This window comes from Eisenbergiella porci (genome assembly GCF_009696275.1).
Lineage (GTDB): Bacteria > Bacillota > Clostridia > Lachnospirales > Lachnospiraceae > Eisenbergiella > Eisenbergiella porci.
Genome location: NZ_VUMI01000017.1, coordinates 47,378 through 66,238, shown reverse-complemented (window position 1 = coordinate 66,238; position 18,861 = coordinate 47,378). Strand labels below are relative to the sequence as shown.

Annotated in this window: 20 protein-coding genes; 19 read left to right on the top strand and 1 reads right to left on the bottom strand. The window is 49.5% G+C overall.

Features of this window, described 5'->3' with window-relative positions:
• Positions 1–90 precede the first annotated feature (90 nt).
• From FYJ45_RS12185 to FYJ45_RS12135, 12 genes are all read left to right on the top strand, one after another.
• A complete protein-coding gene (locus FYJ45_RS12185) occupies positions 91–636 on the top strand; it encodes a DUF6550 family protein (protein WP_154464791.1) in 546 nt (181 codons plus the stop codon).
• Between the two features lie 417 nt (positions 637–1,053).
• Positions 1,054–2,409 carry a hypothetical protein gene (locus FYJ45_RS12180; protein ID WP_321170223.1) on the top strand — a complete coding sequence of 452 codons (1,356 nt, stop codon included), beginning with the start codon at positions 1,054–1,056 and terminating at the stop codon, positions 2,407–2,409.
• A 15-nt stretch (positions 2,410–2,424) separates the two neighbouring features.
• Positions 2,425–2,862, top strand: coding sequence for a DUF3846 domain-containing protein (locus FYJ45_RS12175; RefSeq protein ID WP_235930776.1), 438 nt, complete (start codon positions 2,425–2,427; stop codon positions 2,860–2,862).
• The gene (locus FYJ45_RS12170) at positions 2,859–3,221 is read left to right on the top strand and encodes a hypothetical protein (RefSeq protein ID WP_154464789.1); all 363 of its coding nucleotides are present in this window, start codon (positions 2,859–2,861) and stop codon (positions 3,219–3,221) included. The genes FYJ45_RS12175 and FYJ45_RS12170 overlap by 4 nt, the downstream gene beginning before the upstream one ends.
• Before the next feature lie 3 nt (positions 3,222–3,224).
• Entirely contained in the window at positions 3,225–3,980 is a 756-nt protein-coding gene (locus FYJ45_RS12165) for a hypothetical protein (RefSeq protein WP_321170222.1), read from the top strand.
• Between the two features lie 2 nt (positions 3,981–3,982).
• Positions 3,983–4,948, top strand: a complete 966-nt coding sequence (locus tag FYJ45_RS12160; RefSeq protein WP_154464788.1) for a phosphoadenosine phosphosulfate reductase family protein — start codon at positions 3,983–3,985, stop codon at positions 4,946–4,948.
• On the top strand, positions 4,942–6,768 hold the full coding sequence (locus FYJ45_RS12155; RefSeq protein WP_154464787.1) for a VirB4 family type IV secretion system protein: 1,827 nt from the start codon (positions 4,942–4,944) through the stop codon (positions 6,766–6,768). Before FYJ45_RS12160 ends, FYJ45_RS12155 begins: the two co-directional genes overlap by 7 nt.
• Before the next feature lie 60 nt (positions 6,769–6,828).
• Positions 6,829–7,308 (top strand): hypothetical protein, encoded by a 480-nt coding sequence (locus tag FYJ45_RS12150; protein ID WP_154464786.1) that lies wholly within the window; start codon positions 6,829–6,831, stop codon positions 7,306–7,308.
• Positions 7,308–8,150 (top strand): C39 family peptidase, encoded by an 843-nt coding sequence (locus FYJ45_RS12145; RefSeq protein WP_330588649.1) that lies wholly within the window; start codon positions 7,308–7,310, stop codon positions 8,148–8,150. The genes FYJ45_RS12150 and FYJ45_RS12145 overlap by 1 nt, the downstream gene beginning before the upstream one ends.
• Before the next feature lie 11 nt (positions 8,151–8,161).
• Complete coding sequence (locus FYJ45_RS29585) at positions 8,162–8,311, top strand: hypothetical protein (protein ID WP_021632293.1); 150 nt, start codon at positions 8,162–8,164, stop codon at positions 8,309–8,311.
• Positions 8,289–9,320, top strand: coding sequence for a hypothetical protein (locus FYJ45_RS12140; RefSeq protein ID WP_154464785.1), 1,032 nt, complete (start codon positions 8,289–8,291; stop codon positions 9,318–9,320). Before FYJ45_RS29585 ends, FYJ45_RS12140 begins: the two co-directional genes overlap by 23 nt.
• Before the next feature lie 29 nt (positions 9,321–9,349).
• The gene (locus FYJ45_RS12135) at positions 9,350–9,880 is read left to right on the top strand and encodes a helix-turn-helix domain-containing protein (protein WP_154464784.1); all 531 of its coding nucleotides are present in this window, start codon (positions 9,350–9,352) and stop codon (positions 9,878–9,880) included.
• Positions 9,881–9,977: 97 nt separating this feature from the next.
• On the opposite strand, the gene FYJ45_RS12130 is transcribed toward FYJ45_RS12135, so the two are convergent.
• A complete protein-coding gene (locus tag FYJ45_RS12130) occupies positions 9,978–10,292 on the bottom strand; it encodes a helix-turn-helix transcriptional regulator (protein WP_154464783.1) in 315 nt (104 codons plus the stop codon).
• Positions 10,293–10,323: 31 nt separating this feature from the next.
• Between FYJ45_RS12130 and FYJ45_RS12125 the strand changes: the two genes are divergently transcribed.
• The 7 genes from FYJ45_RS12125 (at position 10,324) to FYJ45_RS12095 (ending at position 18,701) form a co-directional block, all read left to right on the top strand.
• On the top strand, positions 10,324–10,986 hold the full coding sequence (locus tag FYJ45_RS12125; protein ID WP_330588648.1) for an SLOG family protein: 663 nt from the start codon (positions 10,324–10,326) through the stop codon (positions 10,984–10,986).
• A gap of 330 nt (positions 10,987–11,316) precedes the next feature.
• Entirely contained in the window at positions 11,317–11,907 is a 591-nt protein-coding gene (locus FYJ45_RS12120; RefSeq protein WP_154464782.1) for an MptD family putative ECF transporter S component, read from the top strand.
• The gene (locus FYJ45_RS12115) at positions 11,907–12,629 is read left to right on the top strand and encodes an energy-coupling factor transporter transmembrane component T (RefSeq protein ID WP_154464781.1); all 723 of its coding nucleotides are present in this window, start codon (positions 11,907–11,909) and stop codon (positions 12,627–12,629) included. Before FYJ45_RS12120 ends, FYJ45_RS12115 begins: the two co-directional genes overlap by 1 nt.
• A gap of 13 nt (positions 12,630–12,642) precedes the next feature.
• On the top strand, positions 12,643–14,106 hold the full coding sequence (locus FYJ45_RS12110) for an ABC transporter ATP-binding protein (RefSeq protein WP_154464780.1): 1,464 nt from the start codon (positions 12,643–12,645) through the stop codon (positions 14,104–14,106).
• Positions 14,107–14,113: 7 nt separating this feature from the next.
• Positions 14,114–15,070, top strand: a complete 957-nt coding sequence (locus FYJ45_RS12105; RefSeq protein ID WP_195841794.1) for an AraC family transcriptional regulator — start codon at positions 14,114–14,116, stop codon at positions 15,068–15,070.
• A 111-nt stretch (positions 15,071–15,181) separates the two neighbouring features.
• Positions 15,182–16,948 (top strand): ABC transporter ATP-binding protein, encoded by a 1,767-nt coding sequence (locus FYJ45_RS12100; RefSeq protein WP_154464778.1) that lies wholly within the window; start codon positions 15,182–15,184, stop codon positions 16,946–16,948.
• A gap of 1 nt (position 16,949) precedes the next feature.
• Positions 16,950–18,701: an ABC transporter ATP-binding protein gene (locus tag FYJ45_RS12095; protein ID WP_154464777.1), complete on the top strand. Its 1,752-nt coding sequence runs from the start codon at positions 16,950–16,952 to the stop codon at positions 18,699–18,701.
• Positions 18,702–18,861 lie beyond the last annotated feature (160 nt).

The window sequence follows — 18,861 nt, the reverse complement described above, 5'->3', positions numbered from 1 at the left end:
CTGGACGCCGTATTTGTGCAAATGGTATAATGATGGCAAGAAATATTACCATCATTTTAATATAAAATCACCGCACAAGGAGGTTTTCAAATGAGTGCAAAAAACAAGAAGCTGTTGGCCGTTCTTGGCGCAGCCGCCGTTGTGGTAATTGTGATTGCCGCAGTGCTGTTGGGCAAGGGTGGGCAGACCACAACCGTTGATCCGGCATCCACCCCCTCGGATGTATCTGCCGAGGATATGGATAGCAGCAATACCCCGGACAGTAGCTCCAGTGAACCGCTGGTAGTGGTGCCGGACGCCTCGAAACCCGAAGCAACAGACAGCCAGAACCAGACTGACGCTGTTTTGGATGTGGAGGAAGAAGATCAGGTGGACGTTAACCTGACCGACAGCGAAAAGAAACCCGAAACCACTCCGCCCCCGGCGCCTTCTCAGGAGGAACAGCAGGCGGCCAGCGAAAAGGATGAGCCGATTGTGCATGAGCCGGACAGCAACCAGCCCCAGACCGGCGACACACAGAACGGGTCCATTTATCTGGAGGGCTTTGGCTGGATCACCGACGAGGGCGGCGGCACCGTTCAGGAGAATGTTCATTCCGATGGAGATATAAACAAACAGGTCGGCAACATGGGCTGATAACAAGCCCGGAGAGTACGGTAGCGATACCGTACTCTTTTTTTGTCCTCAACTAAATTGATTGGAGGTGCGTTTTTGAAGCGGATATTTGTAGTATTGCTCACACTTGTGCTGCTGGTGGGCATTTGTCCTATGAGCGCCCTGGCAGATACCGGAGGAAGCGGAAATGTGGACGGCGGTGGCGGCAGCATGGGTGATGGGACTTCACAAAACTCTTGGACACCTGGCAATGAGGGGGTGCGCATCACCGTCGTAGATGCGGAATCTGGGCAGCCAGTGTCTACCCCATTTGATGTATCCAGCCAAACCCCAACCATCAAGATTCATTTTGGAAAGGTCAGCAAAATTCAGTATGCCAACGGTGCCAGTATTTCACCAAATACAGGTGGATACACCTGTAAAAAGCCAGATATAGCGTTGCCTCGTATTATAAGCACTGGCAGCAAGAAAGCCAGCATAGAAGAAATCAAGAAATACTTCTGCTCCGAGTATGCGGTAAAACTGGTGGCGCAGCAGACCGGAATCGCATACGAGGAACTGATTGGCGGACAGTACAAGCTGTTTTTGGAGCCAATCGCCTATTTTAAGCACAACGGAATTATGATGGCCATGACTGCCCATGAAGCCGCGCTCTATGATAATCAGGCAGGCGGGTCCTTGCGTAAGACCATGACGAGTTTGACCCATAAAAACCTGCCGCTGGCTATGTTCCTGGAATATGCGGATATGGGATTTCAGGCCTATACAGGGGCTACCAATAAGACCTGTTCCAACGATACTATTATCACCTATCTGGGTATGGGTATTGTATGGTTTACCGACCCGCCCGAACAGCCGGAGCCAACCGACTATGACTACGAGTATCGTGTGGATACAGATGTCATCACGCCGGTAACGCTCTATGCGGGATCGGAGATCAATCCTGACAGCCCGGCCACGGTATCCTTCTCAATCAACGGCAGCACCTACCGGATGAACAATATTGTGATCCCGGAGGGGGATAGTCAGATTGCCTGGGTAAAGTGGCATACACCGTCGGAGCCGCAGGATATTACCATCTATGTCAGCACCAACAAAGGCTCATTGAGCCAAAGCACCATTCGGGCAAAGGTGGTAGATCTCTCCGGCAACGACCCGCCCGACCCGAAAGCCACCGATACGATGGGAAGTTGGACGGCCAGCAGCGTCCCAAGCCGCGAAACCAAAACCTATGCCGCCTGGAGTGTCTGGTGGGCGCAATGGCACCCCTATTGGGTGTGGCATAGTACAGGTAAAAATACAGGATATTGGGTAGATGAAGGTTGGTATGATTTCTTCCGGGACAATTACTCCGCCAGCATGACAGCCACTACCCGAATCGAGCCAGACCAAAAAGTTCCTACCGCATCGGGTGATTTGATGAAGTCGGGCTATGGTGTAACAAATACTGTTACGGCAACCGTCAGTACCTCTGCTCCGCTGTCGCATTATACCTATGGGCAGACAGCCGTATCCTACTTCCCGGAGTTTGGCTATGGAACCTATTGGCGGCTGTTGGAGCGGCTCACCAGCGGAACAACGGCGCGGTTCCAGTTCGCCAAAAACATTTACAGTACCTACAACCAGCGGGTGCATTTTTCGCCGGTTTGGTTCCCGGACGGGAGCTACACGGTCAATACTCATGTGATGGATATTTGGACGCCTGCGGGGATGCTCGCCATGAATCTCACCGATGATGTAACGATCAGCGGCTCCCTCTATGATGATTGGCATATCGCACCGGGCAATCCGTAAAAAAGGAGAATGGATATGAACGACAACAGAACGATTCGGATTATGGTGTTTGAACCTGGGCGCACGCCTTATACGGCCATGCTGGAGGATTCTCTGGAACACCGGCAGGAACTTGTGGGCGGGGATATTGAGTGTATTCCTCTGCCCTGCGAAACGGTTCTCTGCTGCAATGCGTCCGGGAAACTGACAGGTCTGCCGGAGAACCGACAGTACGGGCCGGATACCATTCACGGGACTTTTTTCCTCTACGGCGATACCCCGGAGGGGCGGGGCATTTCTCTGACCGATGAACAGATCGCCATGTATCAGGAGTATTTTCCGCAGCCGACCCCCACAGCAGTATCCTTTGAAGTTCGGTCGGCCGCCGACATGAAAGAGTTTATGAACCTCATGTTCGGCAAGGGATGGGACATGGACACTGGAGCCGGAGAGGACATGGAGGCAGACCGATGAGCAAAATGTTTTCGGTGGTGACTCTGGATGCCCCTAACTCTCTGATGACAGAATATTTTGTCCCCGGCCGCCCGGATGGGCTGGATGAACTGCTGGACTGTGATGAAATCTCCGAGGCCCTTTCGCTGTGGCCCCTGGGGGACACTATCGAAGCCAAAATCCAGACCTATCTTTATAGAGAGGGCGAAACTGTGCGCGCCGACGAGGATGATTTGGCATTCTTCCGAGAGCATTTCGATGAGCTGAACGCCAGCGATGCCCTGGACTGCATCTCCGACCACAGCTTTTCTTTTGAATCGGACGAGTTGGATTTTGGGTACGGCGAAGAAAGTGAAGATGAAGAAGATTTGGAACTGTAACACATGGCTCTGCTGAAAAGCAGGGCCTATTTTTATGGCAAAGAAAGCGAGGTCGATAAATTGCTTTTGCCGATCATTATGATCTGCGTCTGTGCGCTGCTGGGCGGTGGGACGCTGATTTTTCTGAAGTTGTCGGCCAAACACAAAAAATCGAAGAACAAGGACAAGGAAGAACTGGCCCAGATCACCGCCAATGAGTTTGTGAATGTGAAGGATATTCGGGGGAACTTCCTCTATACCCGTGACAATCTGGCTCTGGCATATCTGAAGATCTACCCGATCAGCACAGAACTGTTCAGCAAAAACGAAAAGCGGCTGATTGCCAAGCAGCTTACGGTGAGCCTGTCCAGCGCACAGTACCCGTTTCAGCTTCTTGCTGTATCCCGCCCGGTAGATATTTCTCCGCTGTTGTCGGAGCTGTCTGCCACACTCACTTCTTCTTCCGATGTGAAGCAAAAGGAACTGCTGAAGCAGGAAATCGTGGAAATGGGCTCCTTTGCTCTTTCCGGCGAGGTTGTGGAGCGGCAATTCTACATCAAGATTTGGGATAGGGTAAGCGATGGCGTTGAGCGCGATCTGCTTCAGAAGCTCAAGCTGCTTGGCGGATATTTTTCGGACAGCGGCATTCAGACCGAGATTTTAGAGCAGCAGGATATTGTCCGGCTGTGCAACCTGGTCAACAACCCCGCCTATGTGCATTTGGAGGATTCCCGCATCAATGCTGCGATCCCGATTTTGGAAAGTGTAGGTGTTGTCTAAGTATGAAGCACACCCGGCAGGATTTGAAAATCATGCAGGGTTGGAGCCTCGAAAGAAAAATCAGAGTTACGCAGACGAGAATCATGGAATGGTATATGCGGTACGATGGGCAGGTCTTTATCAGCTTTTCGGGCGGTAAAGACTCCACCGTGCTGCTTGATCTGGCACGGCGGGTCTACCCTGATATTCCTGCTGTGTATGTTGACACGGGGTTGGAATACCCCGAACTGCGCGATTTCGTAAAAACGAAGGACAATGTTATTTGGCTTCGCCCGCGCTATCCGTTCACTCAGATTCTTGAGAAGTACGGCTATCCGATCATCTCCAAAGAGATCTCGGATGTTATCAATGGCGCAAGAAAGGGACAACCTTACCGTCTGGCGAGAATCAATGGAGAACTGCTGGACAAGAACGGAAAGAAGTCGATCTACAACTGCGAGAATTACAAATACCTTTTGGACGCTCCCTTCAAGATTTCGGCAAGGTGTTGTTACCACATGAAAAAAGCGCCATTGAACAAATTTGAAAGGCAGTCCGGGCGGCACCCGATTACGGGTGTCCTGGTCTGCGAAAGCAAGCTGCGGGAGCAATCCTGGATCAAGTTTGGCTGCAACGGCTTCGAGCGCCAGCGGCCTCTCAGCCAGCCCCTTGCGTTCTGGCTGGAAGAAGATATTTTGCGGTATCTGAAAATGACCGGCATTCCCTATGCCCCCATATATGGGGACATTGTTGAAAGCCGCAAGAAGAACGGCACCCCGATTCTGAAAACCACTGGTGTTTCCAGATCGGGGTGTATGTATTGTATGTACGGCGTTCATCTGGAGCATGAGCCGAACCGATTTCAGCTTATGCAGGTGACGCATCCCCAGCAGTATGATTACTGCATCAACAAATTGGGGTGCGGCGCTGTGCTGGACTACATTGGGGTGCCTTACCGCAATCAACAGTTGGAGGTGGATCATTGTTAGGTTCTAAGAAAAAAGAAGAAGCGTTTCCTGTCAATGAAGCGCTGTTAAATGTCATTACCCCGATGGGGCTGGAAATCAAGCGGAACAGTCTGGTCATCGGTGAAAATCTGGGCAAGGTGTACGGCGCCATCCGCTATCCGCAGAAGGTGGATATGGGGTGGCTTTCCAAGATCACCAACATTCCCAGCACAATCGTTTCGGTGGGGATTACCCCCATTGATAATGGCGCGCTCATTTCCGCAATCTCCAAAAGCATTGTCCAGCAGCGTGGCGCCGCTGACAGCGCCAAAGACCCGCTGACCCGGCAGCGCGCCGAGAAAGCCGCCGAGGATGGCGAGAGAATCATGCAGCGGATCGACCAGGAGGGCGAAACGGTCGCCATGATGTCGCTGACCGTGATGCCGATTGCACAGGATGAAGCCAACTTCACAAAGGTATGCCGCCGTGTGGAGAGTGCCTTCAACATCCAGAAGTGCAAGGTACGCACCCTTGCCAATCTCCAAAAGGAAGGGTTTCAGAGCATTTCTCCCACCTATCCGGCCAACTCCACGGTGGACAGCATCGTGTCCCGCATTATTCCCATGAGTACCTTTGTGGGCGGTTTTCCCTTTGCCAGCTCCGGCTACAACGATGGCCGGGGCTATTATTTTGCAAAGGACAGCAACGGCGGTCTGGTCATCCTGGACACCTGGGAACGTGGGAACGACCGCACCAACAGCAGCTTTGTGATTATGGGCGTGGCCGGTGTCGGCAAGAGTACCGTTGTGAAGCACATCATGCTTTCGGAATACATGAAAGGGACGAAAATCCTGTGCATCGACCCGGAATCCGAGTACAAGGATATGTGCCGAAACCTGAACGGAAGCTGGCTCAATGCTGGCGGCGGCAAGAACGGCCGGTCCAATCTCTTGCAGATCAGACCGGCGCCCCGTGACGATGACGATGAAACCGACAAACTCTATACCGATGAAGGAAACGGAATGTCTGATATGGCGCTGCATATGAAAACGCTGGAGATTGAATTTTCCCTGTATCTGCCCAGCCTGACGGATATGCAGAAAGCGGTTCTCAAGCAGACGATCATTGAACTCTACAACCAGTTCGGCATCTTCTGGGAAACGGATATTCGGCAGCTCAAGGCCACGGATTTCCCCATTTTGTCCGACCTTCACGCCCTGCTGGAAAAGAAAGCGGAGGCCAACAAGGAGAATCTGGTATATCGTGATCTGGCAATGCTGCTGTACGATGCCGCAGCGGGCAGCGACAGTTTTCTGTGGAACGGCCACACCACGCTGGAAGCCAATTCCCGGTTTATTTGCCTGGATACCCACGACCTGCAAAATGCGTCGGATAATGTCAAGCGCACGCAGTATCTGAACCTGTTGAGCTGGTGCTGGGAGGAAATGAGCCGCGACCGGAATGAGCGTTGCCTGCTGGTATGTGACGAGGCATATCTGATGATCGACCCGCAGGTTCCGCAATCCCTGGTGTTCCTTCGCAATGTGGAGAAGCGGGCAAGAAAGTATGAAGCTGGACTGGCAATCATTTCTCATTCCGTGGTGGATTTCCTGGCCCCGGAGGTCAAAATGTACGGGCAGGCCCTTTTGGATATTCCGTGCTATAAAATCCTGATGGGCTGCGACGGCAAAAACCTTCAGGAAACCACAGACCTCTATAACCTGACGGACGCGGAGCAGGAATTGTTGGAGAGCAAGCGGCGCGGACACGCGCTCTTTATCATCGGGTCCAAGCGACTTCATGTAAACTTTGAGATTCCGGCTTACAAGTTTTCCTATATGGGCAAGGCTGGCGGCCGGTAATTCGGTGGCGGCCGGGAGCAATCCCGACCGCCTTACTTATTTCACGCAGGAGGTTTTCAGATGAATCATGCGGAACGATATGAACACCTGGTCAACAAGATGGCAGCCATACGCTGTCGGGGCGGTGATTTGGACGCTTCCTACCATGCTGCCCTGTTCCTGATGGCTTCTCATCCGGCTCTTTTTGAAAAAATGGATCGCTACCTCTGCCCAGAGGGGATCAGCTTTGACAAGATGATGCGGAAAGAGGAATTTGACTATGACTGGATGAAGATAACGGCGGATGCCGCCTATAACCTCTTTTCCTGGAACAGCAAGTGTGCCGCGACCCCCTTTGAGATTTCACGGATGCCCGCCCCGGCGATTCGGGCGCTCTTTACGGCCTGCTTCATCGCCAATGGAGACTGCATGGTATCTATCCGGGAAAATGATAAAGGCGAAAAAGAGTTTGAAATTGACGACAGTGCCGGTAAGCGGCGGGAGGCGTTCAATCTGCAAATGGAGCAGATGATGGAGACCCCCGGTATGGAACCGGACTGATGATGGAGGTGATTTTTTTGGCTGTTGATCCGTTGACTGCAAAAATTCTGGCGCAGGTGGCAGCAAAAGCCGCCACCGACTCCGAAAGCCGGAAAAAAATCCTGTTTCTGATCCTGGCCCCGGTTCTGGGGCTTTTGCTTTTGATTGCCTTCATTCTGTATCTCATTACCAGCCCCTTTTCCGTGCTGTCCCAATGGCTGATTGGAGATGAGGTAAGCGTAGTGGAGGATTTTCAGAAAGAATATGGCTACAACCAGCAGCTCGGCATTTATGAGAAAGACTATGTAGACGGTAGCGGCCAGAGCTATGAGGGTGTCATCTTTACGGATGGGGCAACCGAAGTTGTCTACTACAATCAGTTGGATGAGCGTTGGGCCGATCTTCCGTATGGAACCGATAATATCGGCGGTTATGGATGTGGCCCGACCTCTATGGCGATTGTGGTATCCAGCCTGACAGACCAGACCGTTGATCCCCCCACAATGGCAGAATGGGCGTATCAGAACGGCTATTGGTGTTCCGGCAACGGGTCCTATCACTCGTTGATACCGGGGGCTGCGGAGGGCTTTGGGCTTCAATGGGAAAGCATCAGCACCGATGACCCGCAAGCTGTGGTGGATGCTTTGGCATCCGGGAAATTGATTGTGGCACTCATGTCGAAAGGCCACTTCACATCCAGCGGTCACTTTATGGTGCTGCGTGGAGTGACCTCTGAAGGAAAAATCCTGGTGGCCGATCCTGCCAGTAAAAAGCGAAGCGAACAGGAATGGGATATATCCATCATTCTGGATGAGGCCAGAAAGGGCGCCGCAGCAGGCGGTCCCTTGTGGGCGATCTACTAAAGGGGTGCGATATGAATAACCGAAACAAGCTGATTGAACTGTTTATCTACATTGTGATTGTAATTGTGGGCATCGTCCTCTTGCTGACCGGTGGGGCGGATGACAAAACCAGCGTTGAAAATACGGGAGGTGAATCCTATGCTGTTATACTTGACGAGTAACCAGAAAAGCAGTCTGATCGACGCCGCTGTGCGGAATATGACTCTGCCCGCCAAGAAACTGGTCGGCCGGTTCAGCCTGAAAAGTTTCGTTACCAAAGATATGCGCAATTACGCTAACGCCAAATTCTTTGTGGTGGATGCGGCGTGTATCGAGGAAAGCGGCAATGATTTTACCCTTGCCCTGCAATCCTTTCAGATGATGTTCTCCGCCCGGATCATCGTCATCCTCTCCGGCTGCGAGGATGTGAACGGCGAGGTACAGCGGTTACTGTCCATCGGTGTTGTGAATCTGGTTACGGGTGAAACGATGGAGGACGCCTTGGACGAGCTGACAGAAGCGCTTTCCGAGGATGGGATGCAACGGTATGTGGTAAAGGCTCCCGTCTACGAACAGCCAGCTACTCAGCGTGAGAAAGCACCGGAGCCGGATGAGATCATTCCGTACCGCTGGAACGCCCGGAATATCCGTATTGCCGTGGCCGGTTCGCAGCGCAGAAGCGGCGTAACGGTGACGGCCTTTAACCTGGCGTCCTGGTTGGCGGCCAGAGGTGCGGAGGTGGCGTATATCGAAGTCAATCAGAACCGCCACTTGCAGCTCCTGCTGAACATCTACGAAGCGGCGCCGGATGGGGAGCATTACACCATTGATGGGATCGACTGCTACCTGACCAATGAGCTGGATAAGGCGTATCAGTTTATCATCTATGATTGCGGTGTGATGCAGACACCCACCTCTATTTTCCGTGACGCGGATCACCGGCTCCTGTGCGGGAGTGTCCTGCCTTATGAGATTCCGGCGTTCCACAAGGCGTTGTCCGAGTGCGGTTCGTTGGAAGTGCGCCCGGTAGCGATCTGTGTACCGCAGGAAATTCAGGAATACTGTACGGAACTCTTTGGGGAGGATGTGCAGATTGCGGCGGCATCCCACGACCTGTTTGCAAAACGGGTCAACGGGCAGATCTACCGGCCGCTGATGGAGAAGTATATTGCAGGAGAAAAGCGCCTGTAACAGTAAGACATGATTGGGAGGATTGGAATATGGCAAAGTTTGAGTATATGGAGAGAGCGTTTTCTTCTGGCCTGAAACCAAGAGCGCGGCTTGTACTGCAAGTCCTGGTTCTGCATTGCAATAAAGAGGGCGAGTGTTTTCCCTCTATCAAGACCATAGCCGCCAAGTGCGGCTATGGGGTGTCCACTGTAAAGCGGGCGCTGGATGAGCTGGTGAAAGCGGGATATATCGTCAAGCAGGCCCGGTTTGACGAGCGTAAGAACGGCGGCCAGACCAGCAACCTCTATACCTTATGCTCTGACTTGCCCTGCCCTGACGAGCCGGAAAATGTCCCTGTGCCGGAAGATGATGCGTTTGATGAACCCCCGGCGGTGCAGCCGGAAAGCGCCCCTGCGGATGCCTGTGAAGCCCCTGATCCTACACCTGGGGAGCAGTCTGCCACTTTGCTGACAGCGGATTCCTACTCCTTTGCAGATGGCTTTGAAACAAAAATCGGGCGGCAGAATTGCCGCCCGATTTGTATGTGGACTGGGGGGCAGTCCATTTTTATACCCCCTTGAACCGTACAGGTAAACAGATACTTACGGATGAAGAAAAAAGTAATGGCTGGCCCCAAATTGCAAAAAATAAGACGGACAGGGGCCGTAACCCCTGCCGTCAGTCATCGGATTGCAGCCGGTTGATAAAGCCAATCAGCATAATCAGATCTTCGTCCTTGAGTTTTCTCATTCCGTTCATTGCTTTTCGGATCAGTTGGGGATTGACTGCCTCGGTATCAAAAAACTGCAACGGGGTGATCTCAAAGTAATCGCAGATTTTCAGAAATTGAGCCATTGACGGGAGGGAACGACCGGATGAAATCCCTTGAATATAACTCCGATTCTGCCCTAAAGCCAAACTCATTTGATACTCTGACTCGCCCTTTTTCAAACGCAATTCGGTGATCCGATTGCGGATAAATTCTTCATCCATATCCTCACCTCGCTACATACAAGGATAGCAGATGAAACGCCTGGATAATGAACATAGTATGTGTTATAATATTGCTAATATGCCGCTTTACGCCGTTTTAATTGCGTTATTTTCTGTTTATATGCGTGAAAGTCAAAGTGGGGTGAAGTTTTTGGAAAAAACATACGCTTGTGCCATTACTGGGCACCGTCCAAGCCGCTTCAAATTTAAGTATGCGGAGGATTACTCTCTCTGCAAAAAAATTAAAAAAGCCATGCGGGAGGTTTTTCAGAAACTGCATGATGAAGAATCTGTCCGGCGCTTTTATGTTGGCGGCGCTCTGGGAGTAGATATGTGGGCGGCGGAAGAAATTCTCCGCTTGAAGGAGCAGCCAGGATATGGTGATATTGAATTGATCGTAGCCCTTCCGTTTGTCGGCCATGACACCAAGTGGGATCAGCGCAGCAAGCGCCGGATGGAGTTCATCCTGCAACATTGCAGCAGGAAAGAAGTCATTGGAAACGAGGATTGCCGTGAGAGTTATATCAAGCGGAATTGCTACATGGTGGATCAGGCCAGCTACCTGGTGGCGGTTTATGATGATGAGCGAAATCTGCGATCCGGGACAATGCAGTGTGTCCGGTATGCACGGAAGAAGCAGGTTCCGGTAATTTTGATTCATCCAGACACAGCCAATATAACTTATCCAATATAACCCATCAAGGACGCCGTGTACGGAATTGTTGATTGTATTGGACATCTTACTTATCTCAAAAGTCAGTCGTATGAGAGTTGTTTATCCGCTTTTGCTGGGTGGAACATCGAGCAAAAGATTTTCAATTTATAACTCCGTTTATCTTATCAGCAAAGAAAAACTTTTAATGATATCAAAAAGAAACACAAAAGCCAAATGGAGTATTTTCAAACTATTTAGAGTGGCATAAGCCATTTGGATTATGATAAACTTAGATTACACGGAATCACAATCCGTAATTTTTGTAACATATAGTTAGCTATACCTAACTGCAATGGAGGTATGTAGAGAATGGAAGCAAGAAGTAACAAACTACAAGCCAAAGACCTTATCAACGTAGGCATTTTCACCGCCATTTATTTTGTCATTTTCTTTGCGGGCATGATGCTGGGATATATCCCTATCTTTATCCCACTGTTAGGATTGGTGTGCCCTGTACTGTGCGGTATTCCATTTATGCTGTACTTAACGAAGGTCAAAAAATTCGGCATGGTATCTCTGACTGGCATTATCCTCGGTCTAATCAATTTGGTCATGGGTAGCGGCGTGTTGGTTCTAATTTTTGGTATCATCTTTGGTGTTCTGGGAGATGTAATTTTGCGGATCGGAAAGTATCAAAGTTGGAAATGCACACTCCTTGCCAATGGTGTGTTTTCCCTTTGGATCATGGGCTATGTGAGCCGGATGTTCCTCACCCGCACAGAGTTCTTTGCTTCGCTTGTAAGCAGTTACGGACAGGAGTATGTTGATTCGCTTATGTCCTACACCCCAAATTGGATGTTCCCTGTTTTGTTCGTTGTAACCTTTATCGGCGGTATTTTTGGGGCACTTCTTGGCAAGGTCGTGTTGAAGAAACATTTTGAGAAGGCGGGGATTGCCTGATGGATGCGGCGGTTACAGGGCTAAAATTTGAAAGTAAAACTGTTATTCCCACCGATCCGAGGACAAAACTATTTTTGACTGTAACTGTCAGCACCATTATGATTACTGGCGGCACGGGAGGATTTATGAACATGGTTCGCCCGTGCCTCATGGCTTGTCCGATTATTTTTCTACTCCTTTCAAGGAAATGGGTGGCCGCAGCCAGATTTTCAGTTACATACGCTATTTTGTTTGCGTTGGAATTAACGGTGTTACCGCTGCTCACTGGTACATGGAATTTTATCCTGGGAGCCGCAGTTGGGATCTATACGCATATGCTCCCTGGATTTATCATGGGATACTATCTGGTGAGTACGACAACGGTCAGCGAATTTGTTGCTGCAATGGAAAGGATGCACACGCCACAGACGATTGTGATTCCTGTATCCGTAGTGTTCCGATTTTTTCCGACTGTAAAAGAAGAATATACAGCCATACGGGATGCCATGAAGATGCGTGGTATCACTACTCTCCGCAGTCCCATGAAGATGCTGGAATACCGGGTAGTTCCTCTGATGATGTCGGTTGCCAAAATCGGAGAAGAACTGTCTGCAGCGGCTCTCACACGAGGGCTTGGAGCGCCACAGAAGCGGACAAATATTTGCAAAATTGGCTTTGGGCCTTTGGACATTTTCTTCTTCCTGCTGGCGATACCCTGTTGGGTCGGTTTCTTTATTTGTTAGGAGGAAGGAGTCTATGATTGAACTTCGCAATATCAATTTTCGATATGCCGGGGGAACAGATGTCGGTGGGCTTGTAAACATTGATTTAATCATCCCAGACGGGCAAGTTATCCTTTTGTGTGGACAATCCGGATGTGGAAAAACAACTTTGACCCGTCTGGTGAATGGACTGATCCCGAATTATTATGAAGGTGAATTGAGCGGCGAAGTTCTGCTGGATGGCAAGAACATCAGCAGACTTCCGCTCTATGAAACAGCGAAATATGTGGGAAGCGTTTTTCAAAATCCCCGCACGCAGTTTTTTACGGTGGACTCCACCAGTGAACTGGCCTTTGGATGTGAAAATCAGGGCTTGCCTGAAGAAGAAATCATTCATCGGGTGAAATCGACTGCCCAGCAGTTTGATATGGACAATCTGTTGGGAAAAAATATCTTTTCTCTTTCCGGCGGAGAAAAGCAGAAAATTGCTTGTGCCTCTGTGTCGGCAAGTAATCCGCCCATCATCGTTCTGGACGAACCATCTTCTAATCTGGATATGTCAGCCACAAAAGATCTGCGCCGGATGATCCAGATTTGGAAACAGCAAGGGAAAACAGTTATTATTGCGGAACATAGGCTCTATTATCTGAAAGAGCTGATAGACCGTGTTATCTATTTGAAAGACGGAAAAATTGAAAAAGATTATCTGGCCTCGGACGCCTTGAAACTGTCCGCAGCGCAACAGGTAGAAATGGGACTGCGGCCTTTTGACCTCTGTGCGTTCCCTGTGACAGCACATCCTGTTGCAAGCAGTGGTTCTATCGAATGTGAGAACTTTCATTTTGCTTATACAAAGCAGAGGGACGCGCTGGATATTGATAGTCTTTCACTGCCGCAGGCGGGTATTATCGCGGTGATCGGCCATAACGGAGCCGGAAAATCCACCTTGGCCAGATGCCTTTGCGGATTGGAGAAACACTGTAAGGGCATTGTGAAAGTGGATGGGAAACCGTATAATAGAAAACAGAGGCTGTCCCTGTGCTATATGGTCATGCAGGACGTTAACCACCAGTTGTTTACGGAAAGCACAGAGGAAGAAATGCTCATCAGCATGGCAGAGCCAGTTTCAGATAAGGTAGATACAATTCTTGACCGATTGGATTTGTTGCAGCTTAAGGAACGACACCCGATGGCGCTCTCCGGTGGTCAGAAGCAGCGAGTGGCGATTGCCACCGCCCTTGTTTCCGAGCGTAAGGTTTTGGTGCTGGATGAACCTACCAGCGGTCTGGATTTACAGCACATGAAGGAAGTGGCCGAGGAACTTATAGCGGTACAGGAGATGGGAAAGACCTCTCTTGTTATCACCCACGATTATGAGTTGATCGTCAGTTGCTGTACTCATGTTCTGCATTTGGAGCATGGTGTTGTGCTGGAACACTATGCGCTGGATGCCGCAGGGTTTACGCGTCTCAAAAACTTTTTTATTGAATCGAGGTGATCCCAGTTTGAATAGAAGCGACCTGTTTTTTTCGCAGCAAAATATGAATTTGCTCTGCCGGGATGAATCCTGTTCGGTTTATCAGATGAAAAACGAAACAGGAGATGGGACAGCAACCTATTATGAGGTATATCCCGGAATAGGGGTTATGTATAATGATTTTCACATGGAATGCTGCCCGTCAAGAAAGTTTGAAAATAATACGCACACCTTTGCAATTCACCACTGCAGAGAAGGCCGTGTCGAGTGGGAAGTCAGCAATGGTGCTTATCTTTACCTTGCGTCCGGCGATATTATGCTGGACAGTTCTGCCACGGAAAACAACCATTGCAGTTTTCCCGTAAGCCATTACCACGGGATCACGGTTACGATTTCTGTTCCCGAAGCGGTAGAGGGTTTGGGTGATCTTCTGTCCCTGTTTTCCATTGATTTGGAGCAAATCGAGCAGCAATTCACCTTAAAGACTCGACCATTCATTATGCACGGAAATTCCGTTCCTGATCATGTGATTTCGGAACTGTATCAGGCGCCGGAAAATATCCGGCTGGAATATCTGAGGGTAAAGGTGTTAGAATTGTTGGTCACGCTCAAAACGGTAGACCCTACGGTTTTAGGTGTGGAGCGACCCTATTTTTATAAAACGCAGGTAGAGAAAGTCAAGGCAATCATGTCGTTTATGACAAACGAGCCGGATCGCCATTTCACAATGGAGGAACTGTCTGAAAAGTTTGATATTTCTACTTCTGCTCTAAAGCAATGCTTTAAGGGTGTGTATGGCATCGCCATTTATACTTATATGCGGAATTATCGCATGGATTTGGCAGCTTCACTTTTGACACAGACAGATGAGCCGATTACGATGATTGCTGGAAAAGTTGGCTATACAAACACCAGCAAGTTTTCCGAAGCGTTCAAGAAGATAAAAGGAAAAACACCTCTGGAATATCGAAAAATAAAAATCTGAATGGAGTAAAACCCGGCCGGGCAGAGTGGCGGACAACATGAATATCTGCAATACTTAGAGAGTATCAAGTCGATTGATGCTCTCTATTATTTTGCTAAAGGAGGAATGGAAATGAAGCAAAAAAGCTGGATTTCTGTTGTGTTTTCCTTTGCTTCACAGTGCCGGGGCAAGATTGTCCTGTCCGTCTTATGTGCGATCATTAGTGTGGTTGCCGGACTGATACCCTATTGGAGCGTTTACCAGATTATCACGCTCTTTATCGGCGGCTCACCTGTGATGGCAGAGGTTTGGAGATGGTGCTGGATTGGACTTGGCGCTTATGCGATACGCTTCTTGTTCTATGGTGTTTCAACGAGCCTGTCCCACATATCCGCCTACACCATTTTGGAGAATATTCGTTTGGCTCTTGCCCAGCGGCTGATGAAAGCACCGCTGGGAACAGTCATCGGAGAGTCTGTTGGAAAGCTGAAAAGCGTACTGGTGGATCGAGTGGAAACAATTGAGCTGCCGCTGGCCCACATGATCCCGGAGTGTATCTCCAACCTGCTGCTCCCCGTGGCAGTCTTTGTCTATCTGGTCTGCATCGACTGGCGTATGGCGCTGGCGATGCTGGCCACGCTGCCTTTCGTCCTGATTGCTTTTGCTATGATGATGAAGAATTTTAACAAGCTCTATGCCGATTACATGGAGTCGAGCAACTATGTAAATGGCGTGATTGTGGAGTATGTGGAGGGTATTGAAGTTATCAAGGCGTTTAATCAGTCCTCCAGTTCCTATGAAAAATTCACAAAGGCGGTTAAATATTTCAAGGACTACACCCTCAAATGGTATCAAAGTTCCTGGAAGGTGATGAACTTTGTTTCTGCTGTGCTACCGTCCACTTTTTTGGGAACGCTTCCGATTGGTATGTATCTCTACTGGAACGGTAGCCTCACGCCGCAGGATCTTGCAATGTGCCTGATCCTCTCGCTGGGCATTGTAGGCCCGCTCATGAACTTCACCACTTATGTCAATGAGACGAAGGCGATTGAATACGCTGTCCACGATGTGGATGAGTTGCTCCATGTGGAGGAACTGCCCGATACTGGAAAGCCAGTGGAGATGCGCTCCAAAGATATTCAACTTCAGAATGTTTCGTTCTCTTATGATAAAGAAAACGGTAAACAGGTGCTTTCTCATATCAATCTGAAAATCCCGGAGGGAAAGTTTACGGCGCTTGTCGGTCCATCCGGTGGAGGCAAGTCCACCATCAAACGCCTGATTGCTCGTTTTTGGGATGTGAACGATGGGAAAATCACCATTGGTGGTGTAGACATTCGCAGTATGCCGCTGGCCCAACTTGCCGATATTGTCAGTTTTGTTACACAGGATAACTTTCTGTTCAACTGCTCCATCAAGGAAAACATCCGGCTTGGAAACCCTGATGCTACGGACGAAGAAGTATATGCGGCGGCAAAAGCAGCCTGCTGTGATGAATTTATACAGAAATTGGACAATGGCTATGACACGATGGCCGGGGATGCGGGAAACCGGCTTTCGGGCGGTGAAAAACAGCGCATTTCTATTGCCCGCATGATTTTGAAAAATGCACCTATCGTGATTTTGGACGAGGCAACTGCGTTCACCGATCAAGAGAACGAAGAAAAAATCCAGCAGTCCATTGCTGCTTTGACAAAAGGAAAAACATTGCTCGTAATCGCACATCGTCTGTCCACCATCAAGAATGCCAATCAGATTATCGTTCTGCAAAACGGGCAGGTTGAGAATACGGGCACTCATCAGCAGCTTTTAGATGGCGACGCTCTCTATCGGGATATGTGGGAGGCGCATATCGGAGCGCAGAACTGGTCTGCCGGTTCCGGGAAAGGGGGAAACTGATATGTTTCGGATTGTAAATCGGCTGATCCAGTGGACTGGTAAATATAAACGGCGTATTTACATCGGGTTTATCTACGCTTTCATTCACAGCATTTTTACCGCAATTCCTATTATGCTGGCTGCGGAGGGGCTGAGTGCTGTTCTGGATGACTTCAATGGCGTTAAGCCATTGGAGGGTCGGGACATCTGGATCATGCTGGGGGCCATGATTTTAGCTGTATTGGGTCGATACTTATTCTCATATCTCCGGGCCATCACGCAGGAAAGTGTCGGTTATGAAGCAACCGCTGACGAGAGAATACGACTGGGAGACATTTTGAAACGGGTGTCGCTGGGATTTTTCAATAAGAACAATATCGGCGAGTTGTCGGCAGCTGCAACGACCGATCTCTCGTTTATGGAAATGTATGCCATGAATATGGTAAATACCGTAGTCAACGGCTATATTACCGTGATTGTCCTGATACTGTTCCTTGTATTTTGCAGTCCTTTGGCTGGAGGAATTGCTCTGGCCGGCGTCCTTCTGTCTGCCCTGTTTCTTCATCTGCTGGAGGCACGCAGCCGCAAAAATGCGCCCGCCCACCAAAAAACGCAGGACGATATGGTGGAAAGCTCCATTGAGTATCTGCGAGGGATGCAAGTGGTGAAGGCCTTTAAGCAGGAAGGCGTGTCGATTGCCGGTATCCGCAAAGCATACAACGACAGTAAGAAAATCAACATCAAAATTGAAGTGGAATATATGCCCTTCAACTGCCTACACCTGTTTTCGCTGAAAGCGGCCTCCATTGCCATTGTATCTGTGGCCGCTCTGCTGACCTATAACGGCAGTATGGAACTTCCTACAATGCTCATGCTGGATATGTTCTCTTTTATGATTTTTGGAAGTGTGGAAGCCATGAATAATGCCGCCCATGTATTGGAGGTCATTGATACTACACTGGATAAACTGGACGGCATTGAACACGCCGACATGATAGACAAAGACGGGAAAGATATTTCTTTGCACAACACAGACATCGCTTTCCATGATGTGACATTCTCCTACGATAAAGTTCCTGTTTTGCGGAATATCAGTTTTTTCATCCCGCAGGGCAGCACTACGGCCATTGTAGGGCCATCTGGCAGCGGCAAGACCACGATTTGTAACCTGATTGCCCGTTTCTATGATGTGGACAGCGGTGAGGTCACAGTAGGCGGTGAGGATGTGCGGAATATGACTTGTGACAGCTTGCTCCGCAATATTTCGATGGTCTTTCAAAAGGTCTATCTGTTCCACGATACCATTGAAAACAACATCCGTTTCGGCAATCCAGGTGCAACGAAGGAAGAAATTATAGAGGCGGCGAAAAAGGCTTGGTGTCACGACTTCATTATGGATCTTCCCGATGGATATGAAACGGTGATCGGTGAGGGTGGCTCTACGCTATCTGGTGGAGAAAAACAGCGCATTTCTATTGCCCGTGCCATTTTGAAAAATGCCAACATTGTCATTCTTGATGAGGCAACAGCAAGTATTGACCCCGAAAATGAGCATCTGATCCAGCAGGCAATCAGTGAACTGACCATTGGAAAAACGGTTATCGTTATCGCCCACCGTTTGGCAACGATTGAACACGCTGACCAGATTTTAGTGGTGGATAAAGGTCAGGTTGTTCAGAAAGGCACACATCAGCAGCTTGTTCAGCAGGAGGGACTATATCGGCGCTTCATTGCGATCCGTGAGCAGGCAGAGGGCTGGAGCATTGACGGATGACTTGAGGGTGATACATAAAGGATATAGCCCGATTCATTGAGGTTTCCACTCCAAATGTGTAATCGGGGCGGATAGCTTTCTTACACTGGACGAGAATCGCTATCTCCATCTAATTGATGTATGCTGTGGGGTAACAGAAAGATAATCTTGAAAATGTGCT

Excerpts from the sequence above, each read along its gene's own strand:
- FYJ45_RS12175 (WP_235930776.1), top strand. The coding sequence starts at position 2,425 with ATGAACGACAACAGAACGATTCGGATTATGGTGTTTGAACCTGGGCGC.
- FYJ45_RS12130 (WP_154464783.1), bottom strand. The coding sequence starts at position 10,292 with ATGGATGAAGAATTTATCCGCAATCGGATCACCGAATTGCGTTTGAAA.
- FYJ45_RS12095 (WP_154464777.1), top strand. The coding sequence starts at position 16,950 with ATGTTTCGGATTGTAAATCGGCTGATCCAGTGGACTGGTAAATATAAA.
- FYJ45_RS12170 (WP_154464789.1), top strand. The coding sequence starts at position 2,859 with ATGAGCAAAATGTTTTCGGTGGTGACTCTGGATGCCCCTAACTCTCTG.
- FYJ45_RS12125 (WP_330588648.1), top strand. The coding sequence starts at position 10,324 with ATGAAACGCCTGGATAATGAACATAGTATGTGTTATAATATTGCTAAT.
- FYJ45_RS12145 (WP_330588649.1), top strand. The coding sequence starts at position 7,308 with ATGATGGAGGTGATTTTTTTGGCTGTTGATCCGTTGACTGCAAAAATT.
- FYJ45_RS12100 (WP_154464778.1), top strand. The coding sequence starts at position 15,182 with ATGAAGCAAAAAAGCTGGATTTCTGTTGTGTTTTCCTTTGCTTCACAG.
- FYJ45_RS12135 (WP_154464784.1), top strand. The coding sequence starts at position 9,350 with ATGGCAAAGTTTGAGTATATGGAGAGAGCGTTTTCTTCTGGCCTGAAA.
- FYJ45_RS29585 (WP_021632293.1), top strand. The coding sequence starts at position 8,162 with ATGAATAACCGAAACAAGCTGATTGAACTGTTTATCTACATTGTGATT.
- FYJ45_RS12120 (WP_154464782.1), top strand. The coding sequence starts at position 11,317 with ATGGAAGCAAGAAGTAACAAACTACAAGCCAAAGACCTTATCAACGTA.
- FYJ45_RS12185 (WP_154464791.1), top strand. The coding sequence starts at position 91 with ATGAGTGCAAAAAACAAGAAGCTGTTGGCCGTTCTTGGCGCAGCCGCC.
- FYJ45_RS12110 (WP_154464780.1), top strand. The coding sequence starts at position 12,643 with ATGATTGAACTTCGCAATATCAATTTTCGATATGCCGGGGGAACAGAT.
- FYJ45_RS12165 (WP_321170222.1), top strand. The coding sequence starts at position 3,225 with ATGGCTCTGCTGAAAAGCAGGGCCTATTTTTATGGCAAAGAAAGCGAG.
- FYJ45_RS12150 (WP_154464786.1), top strand. The coding sequence starts at position 6,829 with ATGAATCATGCGGAACGATATGAACACCTGGTCAACAAGATGGCAGCC.
- FYJ45_RS12160 (WP_154464788.1), top strand. The coding sequence starts at position 3,983 with ATGAAGCACACCCGGCAGGATTTGAAAATCATGCAGGGTTGGAGCCTC.
- FYJ45_RS12115 (WP_154464781.1), top strand. The coding sequence starts at position 11,907 with ATGGATGCGGCGGTTACAGGGCTAAAATTTGAAAGTAAAACTGTTATT.
- FYJ45_RS12140 (WP_154464785.1), top strand. The coding sequence starts at position 8,289 with ATGCTGTTATACTTGACGAGTAACCAGAAAAGCAGTCTGATCGACGCC.